Genomic DNA, 12220 nt, shown 5'->3' with positions numbered 1-12220 from the left:
CAGCGTCACCTCGAGTCCGGTGGCCACCATGCATCGTCGATGGCCACCCCGGGTGACGATTGCGCATCGACCGACCGGAGGACACAGTTGCTCCGTCAGGCAGGTCGTGTGCCGTTGAGTGCGCAGTCGGGTGAGCAGTAGCGGAGGACGACGTCGTCGCGGGTGCCGTCGGCGCGCAGTTCCCCTGTCATCGTCGAGGTGACGATGCGGAACGCGCAGTCGGGGCACATGAGGCGGACGATCCTCCCGAAGCGGCCGCGGGATGCGGCTTTGGCGAAACCTCCACCCAAGACCGCCCGTGTCGTCGCGCGGTCTCACGCGCCCCGCGCGGACGATCGCTTCGCGCACGGGCCCCGGGGCAAGTACAGCGCGAGCCGTCCAGTATCCCGGGCGAGGGGTGGCCGGAACGGCTACCTGTGTCGACGGTGAGCAGAGAGACTCAGACCTGATCCGCGGCGAAGATGTGGCCGCAGCCGGTGGCCCGCCAATCCTCCCCCGAGTTGGCGGGCCGCCGGCCGTCGCCCGGGCGCTTCCAACCCCGGTGGCCAGGCGGGGGCCACCCACGGACCGACGTGACGCTGGGAGGGTCGGCCGGGGGTCGTCTAGACCGTACGCTCCGCGAGAGGTGGGGTGTCCGAACCGCTCATCTCCCCTGGTACCGCAGATCGACTGCAGGGTGGCGGTCAGGACGACCTTCGTCACACGGCCGCGTCACTGGCGGTGTCGGCCGGCGCCGACGTCCGCGGACAGCGGATGCTCGGACTCGCGAAGGCGTCGATGACGTCGAAGACGTCGGACGAGTACGCCGACCTCTTGGACTCCGACCTCGATGCCGTCGCGGGCGCGCTCGATGCGGCGATCCCGCGAATCTGCTGCGGAAGAACTGCGGACAGAAACCGGGGGGCGCCCCGGTCAGACCGGGAACGCTCTCTGAACTTCAATGTCGTGGTGGAGCTAGGGAGAATCGAACTCCCGACCTTCTCGATGCGAACGAGACGCGCTACCAACTGCGCTATAGCCCCTGGGTGAAGCTCTGCAACGGTAGCAAAGGTGCCCGGCACCGTCGAAACCGGCTGGTCACGGGCGGGATGGTCGTAACCCGGGCATTCTCCCCGGAGTGGACTACGCTCCCTGCCCATGAGGCGAGCGATCACCGTGGTGGTGGGTCTGCTCGTCGCCGTGGGGGCGATGTTCATCCCCCTGCTGTCGGGGGCCGGAGATGATTCCGGCTCACCGACCACGGAGACCGCGCGCATCGTCGACTACTCGGCCGATTTCCGGGTCGCCGCGGACGGTCGACTGCGCGCCACCGAGACCCTCGACGTGGACTTCCCCGTCTCCAAGCACGGCATCTTCCGCTTCTTCGACGTCGTCGACCCGTCCGATCACCACGTGCGCCTCGTCCCCGAGGACATCGCGGTGACCCGCGACGGCCGCCCCGACGGTCTCGACGTCAGTACACAGAGCAACGGCCGTTATCGGGTCGCGAAGATCGGTGACGCGGACACCACCATCAGCGGGCGGCACCGCTACGTCATCGAGTACACCATCGCCGGGGTGCTGGGACGTGCGGAGAACGGTGCGGCGGGGTCGCAGTTCTACTGGAACGTCATCCCCGGCGGATGGCAGATGCCCATCACCCGCAGTGCGATCCGCGTCGAGCTGCCCGCAGCACCGCGACAGACGCGGTGCGCCGTCGGCACGGCCTCGACCACCGGGTGCACGGCGCAGGCGTCGGGTACGACGCTGACGGTCACCACCGGCGAGCTCGAGCCGCACACGCCGGTCACGGTGCAGACGGCGATCGACGTGCCGCCGCCGGACCGCGTGTCCCTCCCGTGGACCGTCGCCTTCGACGCGGTGTTCGGGCGTTCGGTGCCGTGGGCCGTCGTCGTCGGCGTGCTGGCGCTCCTCGCGGCGGGCGTGGCCGGGTTCATCGTGCGCAGCACCCACGAGCCGGAGCCCGCCTTCCCGCTGATGTACGCGCCGCCGGCGGGGATCGGCCCGGCCCAGGGGGCGTTCGTGATGACCGAGGCGACCTCCGACGACCTGTTCGCCGCCACGATCCTGGAGATGGGCGAGCGGGGTGTCGCGACCGTCGCCAAGCAGGGGGACACCTGGACCATCCGTGGCGGCGAGAGCCCGACCGCCCCGGTGGACTCGGTGACGCAGGATGTGGCCGCGTCGCTCGGGGTGCGGTCGGGGGCGGAGTTCGTCGCCGATCCGTCCGATGCCGACGCCGGCAGACACCTCAAGGACGTCCGGTCCGGCTTCGACAGCGCCCTGGCCTCGTGGGGACGGTCGTCGGGGCTGCTGGAGGCGGCGCGGCTCGCGCAGGGAGCGCGCCTGGCGTTGATCCTGGCCGCGATCGTCGCCGCGGTGATCTACATCTGGAACCCGCTCTCGATGTCGCTGCTCGGGTTGCCGTTCGCTGCGTTCGCGGTCGTGTGCCTGCCGGTGTTGCAGCCCGGCGCGGTCACGTTCCGGACCAAGAAGGGCCGCGATGTCTGGTCGCAGGTGGGCGGGTTCCGACGGGTGCTGGGGACGCGCTCGTCGGAGGCACGATTCGACTTCAGCGGCCACCGGGAGCTGTACACGCAGTACATCCCGTGGGCCGTCGCGTTCGGTGTCGCCGATGTGTGGGCCGAGAAGTACCGCGTACAGATGGGCGAGGACCCGCCCGCGCCGACGTGGTTTGCGGGTGGTCCCGGCTTCTACGCCGGATACGGTGCCGGGACGTTCGCGGCGTTCCCCTCGGATTTCTCGTCGTCGGTGTCGTCGGCGATCTCGTCCTACGAGGCGACGCAGAAGTCGTCGTCGAGCTCGGGCGGCGGGTTCTCCGGCGGGGGATTCTCCGGTGGCGGGGGCGGCGGCGGAGGAGGCGGTGGTTCGTGGTGACAACCGGAGGAGGAATCGCATGCTGATCGCGGTGATCGTGATCGTCGTCATCGTCGTGCTGCTGGTGATCGCCGGCGTCGTCGGCTTCAACAAGCTGCGCAAGGCCGACATCGGGGCACAGGAGGCGCTCGGCGGCATCGACGTCCAGCTGACCCGCCGCGCGGACCTGATCCCGAACCTGGTCAACACGGTGAAGGGCTACGCATCGCACGAGAAGGGCGTCCTCGAGGCCGTGACCGAGGCGCGGTCGCGCGTCGCCTCCGCCGCGCAGGGTGGTGCGGTGCCGGAGAAGGCCGCCGCCGACGCCCAGTTGCAGAAGGCGCTCGTCGACGTGATGGCCGTCGCCGAGGCGTACCCGGATCTCAAGGCGGACAGCGGTTTCCTCGACCTGCAGCGGCAGCTCGCCGACACCGAGAACCAGATCTCGTTCGCCCGCCAGTACTACAACGACGCCGTGAGCACGCTCAACACCCTGGTCTCGACGATCCCGTGGATGTTCTTCTCCGGAGTCGCCAAGGTCGGTCGCCGGGAGTTCTACAAGGCCCCTGAGGGTCAGCAGGCGCCGCCGACCGTCAGCTTCTGACGGCCGGACGGGTCTGGCACCCCGCCCGAACTCGTCGGGTGGGCGGTTGGAGACGTCGGTTGGGCGCTTACAGACGTCGGTTGGGCGCTTACAGACGTCGGTTGGGCGGTTGGAGACGTCGATTGGGCGGTTGGAGGCGTCGGCTCGTCGTCGAACGCCCACTCGACGTACACAGACGCCCACTCGACGTCTCCAAACGCCCACTCGACGGGTGGGGCGTGGGTCAGGAGCGGGCGCGGCGGGCGAGATCGACTGTCGCGGCGCGGAGGTCGTCGATGCCGTCGATCGGCGACGCGTACCCGACGCGGGTGTACGCGATCCCGCGCGGCGTCGTCACCTTGAGGTCGAGTCCGTAGCGATCGGCCGCCGTGCACGTGGCCGCGGTCGCGTCGGGGAACCCGCCGAACGCCCCGGCCATCGCCACCAGCGAGTCGGCGTGGTCGGCGTTGAGGTGCTCGACGGCAGGAGCCGACAGCGGCGCGACCGGATCGGGCTGTGCCGCCGCGTAATCCGCTCCGGTGGCCGAGTCCATCCGCCCGTATCCGCCCACCCACCGCACGCGGTCGACGTGCAGCACCCACAGCGTGAAGTCGCTGTAGTCGACGTAATACCTCGCGGCCGGCACGGCGGCGAGGTGTGCGGTGCGCGCGGCGGCGTACTCGTCGCGAACGGGCTTCGCGACGCGGCCCGCCAGCGTGATCCGACTGCCCGCGAGGGGATCGGTGTCGGATGTCGGTGCGACGACGGCCAGGCTCGCACGCGGATCCGACGCGAGGTTGCGTCCGTGCTCGGCCATGTGGGACACGCACAGCACCGGATCGCCACCGAGCAGACCGAACGTCACGTACGACGCCCAGGGGTCGCCGTCGGCGGTGAGGGTCGCGAGCGTCGCGGTGTTCGTCGACGCCGCGATGGTCCGCGCCTCCTCCGCCGCACTCGGACGGACCGGGTTGATCGGTGCGGTCAGCGGCGACGGCACCGACGGTGCGTCACCGGGATCGCCGTGGTCGCGCGGTGTCTCGGCCATGAAGGGTTCCTCCTACGCGTTCTCGCGACTGGCGACCGGCCGGGTGCCGAGCGCGGCGTCGATCGCCCGGCCGGCTGTCCTGCCGGAGAACAGGCACCCGCCCAGGAACGTGCCCTCCAGCGAGTTGTAGCCGTGCACGCCGCCGCCGCCGAACCCGGCCGCCTCGCCGGCGGCGAACAACCCCTCCACGGGCTCGCCGTCGAGACCAAGGACGCGTGAGGACAGGTCGGTCTGGATCCCGCCCAACGACTTCCGCGTCAACACGTGCAGCTTCACGCCGATCAGCGGGCCGTCGTCGGGATCGAGGATCTTGCCGAGCGCGGCGGTGCGGCCGAGTCGCTCGCCGATGAACGCCCGCGAGTTGCGGATCGCCATGATCTGGCTGTCCTTGCTGTACGCGTTGTCGAGCTGGGCGTCGCGCGCCTCGATCTGTCGACGGACGGTCGCGGCGTCGAGCAGGGCCGAGTCGGTCAGGCCGTTCATCTTCGCGACGAGTTCCTCGACGGTCGACGCGGTCACGAAGTCGACACCCTTGTCGATGAACGCCTGCACAGGTCCCGGTGCGCCGGAACCGAAGACGCGTTCGCGCACCATCGCCATGCGACCACCCGAGGTGATGTCGGGGTTCTGCTCCGACCCCGAGAGGGCGAACTCCTTGGCGATGATGCGCTTGTTGAGCACGAACCACGAGTGGTCGTGGTCGGCGATGTCGGGTGTGGTCCGCAGGTGACGGAGGGTGGAGAGCGTGTCGAAGCCGGGCAGGCACGGATCGGGGAGTCTGCGGCCGAGCGCGTCGAACCACATCGACGACGGTCCGGGGAGGATCCGGATGCCGTGCGACGGCCAGATCGGATCCCAGTTGGCGACGCCCTCGGTGTAGTGCCACATACGATCCCGGTTCACCAACCGCGCGCCGGCGGTCTCGGCGATGCCCAGCATCCGCCCGTCGACGTGTTCGGGGACACCGGTGACCATCGTCCGCGGAGGGGTGCCGAGACGTTCCGGCCAGAACTTGCGGACCAGTTCGTGGTTGCCGCCGATCCCGCCGGACGTGACGACGACGGCCTGCGCGCGCAGCTCGAAGTCGCCGACGACGACCCGGGACGTGGGTGCTCCGCGCACGGCGACATCCGGCTCGAGCAGCGACCCGCGGACACCGACGACGGCGCCGCCCTCGACGATCAACTCGTCGACGCGGTGGCGGTGGTGGAACGCGAGCGTCCCCTGCGTCGCGGCGCGGCGGGCGGATTCGGCGAACGGGCGGACGATCCCCGTGCCGGTGCCCCAGGCGACGTGGAAGCGCGGCACCGAATTCCCGTGGGCGTCGGCGCGCAGGCCACCGCGTTCGGCCCACCCGACGGTGGGCAGGAAGGTGATGCCGTGACCGTCGAGCCAGGACCGCTTCTCGCCCGCCGCGAACTCGACGTAGGCGCGGGCCCACTGCACGGCCCACGAGTCCTCGTCGTCGAGACGGTCGAAGCCGGCGCTGTTCTGCCAGTCACGCCAGGCGAGTTCGACGGAGTCGTGCACGCGCAGGCGTCGCTGCTCCGGGCTGTCGACGAAGAAGAGGCCGCCGAACGACCACCACGCCTGCCCGCCGAGGTTGGCCGCGTTCTCCTGGTCGAGCAACGCGACCCGACGCCCCGCCGCGGTCAGCTCGTGTGCGGCGACGAGACCGGAGAGTCCGGCTCCCACCACGATGACGTCGACGTCCACGATTGACCTCCGCTGCCGGGCTCCTGTGATGCCTCCCGACCATACCCACCGGGGACCCCGCGGCCGTCCGGCATCATCGGGACCGTGCAGGCAGCCGTGGTGGTGGTGGGATCGGTCAACGTCGACGTGGTCGCCGAGCTCGACCGGTTCCCGCGACCGGGGGAGACGCTGCGCGCGGCGGGTGTCCGTCGCAACGTCGGCGGCAAGGGTGCCAACCAGGCGGTCGCCGCGCGGCGAGTCCACGAGGCGGTGGCGTTCATCGGTCGCGTGGGCGAGGGACCCGACGGGAGCGACGCCCGCGCGGCACTGGACCGCGAGGGTGTCGACGTGACCGGGTTGCGGACCGTGGCCGACGCACGCACGGGCACCGCCTTCATCCAGGTGGCCGACGGCGAGAACACCATCGTGCTCGACCCCGGCGCGAACGAGGCGTGGGACGACCTCGACGACACCGAACGATCCGTGGTGTCCGAGGCGGCGGTGGTGGTCTGTCAGATGGAGGTCCCGACGGCGGTCACGGCGGCCGCCGCCGACGCCTGCACGGGCCGACTGATCGTGAACGCCGCACCCGCCGGCGCGCTCGACGCCACGCTCGTCGCCCGATGTGACCCCCTGGTGGTGAACGAACACGAACTCGCCGTCCTCGCCGGTCGATCCGTCGACGGCATCGGTGACGCACGTGCGGCCGCGGCGGCGATGACGCGGCGGGGTGCTCGCAGCGTCGTCGTCACCCTCGGTGCGCGCGGAGCGGTCTGGGTGACCGGCGACGACACGGGCGAGGTGAGCCCGCCGCGCGTCGACGTGGTCGACTCCACCGGTGCGGGAGACGCTCTCGTCGGGGTGCTCGCCGCCCGGCTGGCCGTCGGTGAGGATCTCCGGGACGCCGTGAGGTGGGCCGTCACGGCCGGATCGCTGGCCGTCCGCACGACGGGGACCCACGCGGCGTATCCCGATCTCGCGACTGTGGCCGATCACGTCGCGGACATCGTGAGCAAGTCGTGACCAACGCGGGACCCCTGTCCCCTTGTGTGTGGACCGGCCGCAGGTCACGATGCTGGCATGGTCGCTGTGATCGTCGTCATAGCAGTGGTGGGGTGGCTCGCGGTCGCGGCCATCACCGCCCTGACCATCGGTGCCGCCATCCATCGGGGTGAGGTCGAACGCCGCCGCGCAGCACACGTCGCACCCGAGATCCGCAGCGTTGCCACGCCGTAGCGCCGGCGTGATCGCCGTGCGCCGCGCCGGCGCCGGCACGATCGAGGTCCTGCTCGCCCACCCCGGTGGCCCCCTCTGGGCCCGACGTGACGACGGCGCCTGGTCGATCCCCAAGGGGGAGTGCACCGATGAGGACCCGCGAGACGCCGCCGCCCGCGAGTTCGCCGAGGAGGTCGGTGTCGCCGTCGATGCCGGCGCACTGCAGCCGATCGGTGACATCACCCAGAAGAGCGGGAAGATCGTCACGGCGTACGTGATCGAGACGGACGTCGATCCCGCGACGTCGGTCAGCAACACCTTCACCATGGAGTGGCCGCGGGGATCCGGCACGATGCGGGAGTTCCCCGAGATCGACCGCGTCGAGTGGTTCGACATGCCCACCGCCGGCCGCAAGATCCTGCCCGCACAGGAGCCGCTGCTGCGCAGGGTCGCCGACCTCTACGGGGTCTGAACCGCGCCCGATATCGGCGGCGCCCACCGTGCGTCGGCGCCCGGACGCTGTCGCAGGCTCGCATTACGGTGTGCGAACACGAGCATGGGAGGCATCGATGATCGGGACATCGAACGGACAGCAGGGGATCGGACAGCAGGGGACCGGACAGCGGGGGACCGGACAGCAGGGGACGACAGGACGCCGACTGGTGGTCTTCGGGGACGCGACGAGCGCGGGGGGATACGCGGACGTGCTGCGCCGCGTCGCCGGACTCACCGACGTCGCGTCCACCGCGGATTTCCGTGACCGCGTCGTCGACCCCTCCCAGACCCGGCGAGCACAGGCGACCGTCTTCGCCGACCTCGGCATCGCGGTCGTCGCGGCCGACGACGACCAGGCGTCCGCGCTGGCCGCACAGTGCTCGTCCGACGGCGACATCCTCGCCGTGGAACCTGAACGCGTGCACCGGATCCTGAGCGCACCGGGGGTGCCGCCCACGCCGGATCGCTCGGAGTACCTGCGCGGATACGCCGACGGCGTCGCCGATCTCGTCGCCCGACTCGGCGCCGGCGCGGCCTCGGTCCGTGCCGCCGCGCCTGTCGCCGACACCGACGCGTTCACGTGGGGCCTCATCGCCACCGGCGTCTCGACCACGACGGCCACCGGCGCCGGTGTGCGCGTCGCCGTGCTCGACACCGGTCTCGATCTCACGCATCCCGACTTCGCGGGCCGGGAGATCACCTCGGCCGCATTCGTCGACGGGGTGACGACCGCACAGGACGGTCACGGTCACGGAACCCATTGCGTCGGAACGTCGTGCGGACCGAAGGCCCCCACCGCCGGCCGGCGGTACGGCATCGCGTACGAGGCGGCGGTGTTCGTCGGCAAGGTCCTCGGCGACGACGGCAGCGGCGCGGACGAGGGCATCCTCGCGGGGCTCAACTGGGCACTGACCAACCGCGTCGACATCGTGTCCATGTCGCTCGGTGCCGATGTCCGCGCGGTGTCCACCGCCTACGAGACGGTCGGTCGGCGCGCACTCGCGGCGGGGACGCTGATCGTCGCTGCGGCGGGCAACAACGCGAACCGTCCCGCCGACCCGGGGTTCGTCGGGGTGCCGGCGAACAGTCCGTCGATCGCTGCGGTGGCCGCGACGGACCAGCGTTCGGCGATCGCGCCGTTCTCCGCCCGCAGTACCGACGTCGAGGGCGGCAACGTCGACTTCGCGGGCCCGGGCGTCGACGTGTACTCGTCGTGGCCGGTCTTCCCGCCCGGGTCCTCGGAGGGTGACGGCGCGAGCCGGTACACCACCATCAGTGGGACGTCGATGGCCACACCGCACGTGGCGGGGATCGCGGCTCTCTGGGCGCAGACCACCGGCCGGCGGGGCCGCGACCTGTGGACCACCCTCACCCAGCAGGCCCGTCGGCTCGATGTGCCCGCGTCCGATGTCGGCGCGGGTCTGGTTCAGGCGCCGCGCTGACCTGCGGACGAGTCGCTGTCGCGGGCGTAGGATCGGCCGCCATGGCTGACGTCACGATCACCGTCGACGACGACCACCTCGCCGCTCTCGACGACGTGGTCGCGTCCGTCCGCGCGGTCGGCGTCCACGTGACGGCCGTGCACGCCGCGATCGGCATCATCTCCGGCACCGTCGCCGACGACGTGCGCGGTCCGCTCAGTTCGATACGCGGTGTGGCGTCGATCGAGCAGGCCCCGCACTTCGGTGTGGCGCCACCGGACTCGCCGGTCCAGTAGTCGGGCGGCTGCGCACGGCACACGCGGCGACCGCGATGATCGCCGCGGCACCGAGCGTCAGGGCCCAGGTGAGGTGCTCGCCGAGGAGGGCGACGGACCACAGCACCGACAGCACCGGCTGGACGAGCTGGATCTGGCTCACCGTGGTCATCGGGCCGATCGCCAGCCCGCGGTACCAGGCGAAGAAGCCCAGGAACATGCTGACGCCGGACAGGTAGGCGAACGCCGCCCACCCCGTGCCGCCCGCGTGCGGCGCGGACCGCAGGACCACCGTGCACGTCACCGCTGCGGTCACGGGCAGGGCGAGCAGCAACGCCCAACTGATGGTCTGCCACGCGCCGAGCTCGCGGGCGAGAAGTCCGCCCTCCGCGTACCCGATCGCGCCGGCGACGACGGCGGCCACCAGCAGGAGGTCACCGACATGCGGTGTACCGAACGAGCCCCGCCCCGCCGCCGAGAACACACCGACCGCCAGTGCGCCGAGCGCCGCGAACCACCAGAACCGGGCCGGGGGACTCTCGCGGGTCCGCGCCACCGCGGCGACCGCCGTCGCCGCAGGCAGGAGACCGATCACGACAGCCGAGTGCGCGGCCGTCGTCGTGGTCAGCGCCATCGAGGTGAGCACGGGGAACCCGACGACGACGCCGCCGGCGACCGCCGCGAGACGCGCCCACTGGACGCCTCGGGGACGCCGGGGCCGGACAGCGGCGAGCACGGCGGCAGCGAGCACCCCGGCGACGACGGCCCGGCCGATGCCGACGACCAGCGGATCGAGATCGGCCACGGCGATGCGTGTCATGGGCACCGTGAACGAGAAGGCCAGCACTCCGACCGACCCGATCGCCAGGCCGGAGCGCGCCGGTAGCGGTGCGGCCGCACCGGCGATAGCGCTATTGTCGTATCTCATGTTCGACGATAGCAGTGCGGCCATCTCTGAGCAGCTCCGCCGCGAGCTGTCCGAGGCGGCCCCGGGGTCGCGACTGCCGTCCACCCGGTCGCTCGCCCAGCGGTTCGGGGCCGGACCGGTGACGGTGCAGAAGGCGATCGGTCGGCTCGTCGCATCCGGTCTCGTCGAGACACGGCCCGGCGTCGGCAATTTCGTCCTGCGATCCCCCTCGGCCAGGGGCGCGGGCGACGTGGACTGGCAGACCACCAGCCTCGGACCCGACCGTACGGGTCCGACACCTGTCGGATCGACGCTGCGGGATGTGGGGCCGGGCACGATCGCGCTCCACAGCGGCTACCCGTCACCGGACCTGGTGCCGTTGCGTGAGGTGCGGTCGGCACTGCAGCGCGCGATCCGCGAGAACCCCTGGGACCGGCCACCTCTCGTCGGCGTGGCCGACCTGCGTGCGTGGTTCGCGCGGGAGGCCGCACCCGGATTGGCGTCGGCGGCACCGCGCCCGACCGACGTCGTGGTGACCGCAGGCGGACAGGCGGCCCTGTCGGCGGTCTTCCGTGCGCTGGCCGCGCCCGGTGAGGCGGTCGTCATGGAGTCGCCGACGTACTGGGGTGCGATCTCCGCGGCCCGCCAGGCAGGGCTGGTCATCGTCCCCGTCGCACGAGGTGCCGGAGCACCGCGCGTCGCGGACATGGACGAGGCCCTGCGGGCGTCGGGTGCACGCATCGCCTACGTCCAGCCGACGTTCGCGAACCCCACGGGCGCGCACTGGCTCCCGGAGGAGCGTGCCGCGATCATGCGGGTCGCCGCCGACCGTGGGGTGTTCCTCGTCGAGGACGACTGGGCGCGGGACCTGGCGATCGCCGAACCGCGCCCACCGCTGGTGGCCGACGACCCCGACGGCCACGTCGTCTACATCCGCTCCCTGACGAAGAGTGCATCGCTCGCCCTGCGGGTGGGTGCGGTGATCGCACGGGGGCCGGTGCGCGACCGGATCGCCGGCGCACTCGCCTCGAGCGACCTCTACGTCTCACCGGTGCTGCAGCACGCTGCTCTCGACGTGGTGACGCGGCCGTCGTGGCAGACACATCTCGCGCGGCTGCGTCGCGAACTCCGGGTCCGTCGCGACGCGCTCGCCGCAGCCGTGTCGGCGCATGCACCGTCGTTGACCGTCGCGTCGGTTCCCGACGGTGGACTGAACCTGTGGGCGCGGCTGCCGCAGGATCTGGACGCGCAGGGGGTCGCAGCCCGCTGCCTGGCCGAGGGCGTCGCCGTGTCGCCCGGCGACGAGTGGTTCCCGGCGTCGGTGCCCGGGCCGCACCTGCGCCTCAACTACGGGTGGGCGGACCCCGCGCAGTTCCCCGAGGCGGCACGCATCATCGAGCGGGTCGTCGGGGGATCAGCGGTCCATGAGCGCGCCGCCGGTGCCACCGAGTGACAGCAGGAACATCGCCAACAGCAGCCAGCCGGCGCCCTGCCAGACCTGCCAGCGTCCGCGCGGGGTCATGGCCGCGGACCGCTCGGCCTGCCAGATCCGGAACGTCCACCACAGTGCGCCGACGGCGCCCGCGAACACCAGCAGCGGGAAGACGATGAGCACCCACAGGGGCACGGGGTCGTAGAGAGCGGCCCCGACGACGAGGAACGCGATGGCGAAGGAGAACACCGACACCACGTAGATCCCCGCCG

The 12220-nt window shown here is 71.6% G+C and carries 13 protein-coding genes and 1 tRNA gene; 8 read left to right on the top strand and 6 right to left on the bottom strand.

The genetic code is table 11. The features are described 5' to 3' along the window. Positions 1-95: 95 nt before the first annotated feature. Both LX14_RS20570 and LX14_RS01060 read right to left on the bottom strand, forming a co-directional pair. Positions 96-230, bottom strand: coding sequence for a hypothetical protein (locus LX14_RS20570; RefSeq protein ID WP_301283139.1), 135 nt, complete (start codon positions 228-230; stop codon positions 96-98). Positions 231-946: 716 nt separating this feature from the next. Further along, positions 947-1022 (bottom strand) — tRNA-Ala (locus LX14_RS01060). 115 nt (positions 1023-1137) lie between these two features. On the opposite strand from LX14_RS01060, the gene LX14_RS01055 reads away from it, so the two are divergent. Continuing rightward, positions 1138-2898 carry a DUF2207 domain-containing protein gene (locus LX14_RS01055; protein WP_253645439.1) on the top strand — a complete coding sequence of 587 codons (1761 nt, stop codon included), beginning with the start codon at positions 1138-1140 and terminating at the stop codon, positions 2896-2898. Between the two features lie 19 nt (positions 2899-2917). After that, positions 2918-3481, top strand: a complete 564-nt coding sequence (locus LX14_RS01050; RefSeq protein ID WP_253645438.1) for a LemA family protein — start codon at positions 2918-2920, stop codon at positions 3479-3481. Between the two features lie 223 nt (positions 3482-3704). Here the strand turns inward: LX14_RS01050 and LX14_RS01045 are convergent, their stop codons facing one another. Then, a complete protein-coding gene (locus tag LX14_RS01045; RefSeq protein WP_253645437.1) occupies positions 3705-4508 on the bottom strand; it encodes a HugZ family pyridoxamine 5'-phosphate oxidase in 804 nt (267 codons plus the stop codon). A 12-nt stretch (positions 4509-4520) separates the two neighbouring features. Beyond that, positions 4521-6224: an FAD-binding dehydrogenase gene (locus tag LX14_RS01040; RefSeq protein ID WP_253645436.1), complete on the bottom strand. Its 1704-nt coding sequence runs from the start codon at positions 6222-6224 to the stop codon at positions 4521-4523. Positions 6225-6308: 84 nt separating this feature from the next. On the opposite strand from LX14_RS01040, the gene LX14_RS01035 reads away from it, so the two are divergent. The 5 genes from LX14_RS01035 (at position 6309) to LX14_RS01015 (ending at position 9630) form a co-directional block, all read left to right on the top strand. Continuing rightward, entirely contained in the window at positions 6309-7226 is a 918-nt protein-coding gene (locus LX14_RS01035; protein WP_253645435.1) for a ribokinase, read from the top strand. 57 nt (positions 7227-7283) lie between these two features. After that, the gene (locus tag LX14_RS01030) at positions 7284-7439 is read left to right on the top strand and encodes a hypothetical protein (RefSeq protein WP_253645434.1); all 156 of its coding nucleotides are present in this window, start codon (positions 7284-7286) and stop codon (positions 7437-7439) included. Continuing rightward, positions 7426-7890, top strand: coding sequence for an NUDIX hydrolase (locus tag LX14_RS01025; protein WP_253645433.1), 465 nt, complete (start codon positions 7426-7428; stop codon positions 7888-7890). The genes LX14_RS01030 and LX14_RS01025 overlap by 14 nt, the downstream gene beginning before the upstream one ends. A gap of 97 nt (positions 7891-7987) precedes the next feature. Then, a complete protein-coding gene (locus LX14_RS01020) occupies positions 7988-9355 on the top strand; it encodes a S8 family serine peptidase (protein ID WP_253645432.1) in 1368 nt (455 codons plus the stop codon). Positions 9356-9396: 41 nt separating this feature from the next. After that, positions 9397-9630: a hypothetical protein gene (locus LX14_RS01015; RefSeq protein WP_253645431.1), complete on the top strand. Its 234-nt coding sequence runs from the start codon at positions 9397-9399 to the stop codon at positions 9628-9630. On the opposite strand, the gene LX14_RS01010 is transcribed toward LX14_RS01015, so the two are convergent. Further along, entirely contained in the window at positions 9551-10537 is a 987-nt protein-coding gene (locus LX14_RS01010; protein WP_253645430.1) for a DMT family transporter, read from the bottom strand. The two genes, LX14_RS01015 and LX14_RS01010, sit on opposite strands and share 80 nt — an antisense overlap. Between LX14_RS01010 and LX14_RS01005 the strand changes: the two genes are divergently transcribed. After that, entirely contained in the window at positions 10536-11969 is a 1434-nt protein-coding gene (locus LX14_RS01005; protein ID WP_253645429.1) for an aminotransferase-like domain-containing protein, read from the top strand. The two genes, LX14_RS01010 and LX14_RS01005, sit on opposite strands and share 2 nt — an antisense overlap. On the opposite strand, the gene LX14_RS01000 is transcribed toward LX14_RS01005, so the two are convergent. Next, positions 11931-12203 carry a hypothetical protein gene (locus tag LX14_RS01000; protein ID WP_253645428.1) on the bottom strand — a complete coding sequence of 91 codons (273 nt, stop codon included), beginning with the start codon at positions 12201-12203 and terminating at the stop codon, positions 11931-11933. The two genes, LX14_RS01005 and LX14_RS01000, sit on opposite strands and share 39 nt — an antisense overlap. Between the last annotated feature and the right edge of the window lie 17 nt (positions 12204-12220).

It is taken from the genome of Williamsia deligens (genome assembly GCF_024171765.1).
GTDB lineage: Bacteria > Actinomycetota > Actinomycetes > Mycobacteriales > Mycobacteriaceae > Williamsia_A > Williamsia_A deligens.
The sequence above is the reverse complement of the archived record's forward strand: the minus strand, read 5'-3'. Positions and strand labels throughout refer to the sequence as shown.

Excerpts from the sequence above, each read along its gene's own strand:
- LX14_RS20570 (WP_301283139.1), bottom strand. The coding sequence starts at position 230 with ATGTGCCCCGACTGCGCGTTCCGCATCGTCACCTCGACGATGACAGGG.
- LX14_RS01055 (WP_253645439.1), top strand. The coding sequence starts at position 1,138 with ATGAGGCGAGCGATCACCGTGGTGGTGGGTCTGCTCGTCGCCGTGGGG.
- LX14_RS01050 (WP_253645438.1), top strand. The coding sequence starts at position 2,918 with ATGCTGATCGCGGTGATCGTGATCGTCGTCATCGTCGTGCTGCTGGTG.
- LX14_RS01045 (WP_253645437.1), bottom strand. The coding sequence starts at position 4,508 with ATGGCCGAGACACCGCGCGACCACGGCGATCCCGGTGACGCACCGTCG.
- LX14_RS01030 (WP_253645434.1), top strand. The coding sequence starts at position 7,284 with ATGGTCGCTGTGATCGTCGTCATAGCAGTGGTGGGGTGGCTCGCGGTC.
- LX14_RS01020 (WP_253645432.1), top strand. The coding sequence starts at position 7,988 with ATGATCGGGACATCGAACGGACAGCAGGGGATCGGACAGCAGGGGACC.
- LX14_RS01015 (WP_253645431.1), top strand. The coding sequence starts at position 9,397 with ATGGCTGACGTCACGATCACCGTCGACGACGACCACCTCGCCGCTCTC.
- LX14_RS01005 (WP_253645429.1), top strand. The coding sequence starts at position 10,536 with ATGTTCGACGATAGCAGTGCGGCCATCTCTGAGCAGCTCCGCCGCGAG.
- LX14_RS01010 (WP_253645430.1), bottom strand. The coding sequence starts at position 10,537 with ATGAGATACGACAATAGCGCTATCGCCGGTGCGGCCGCACCGCTACCG.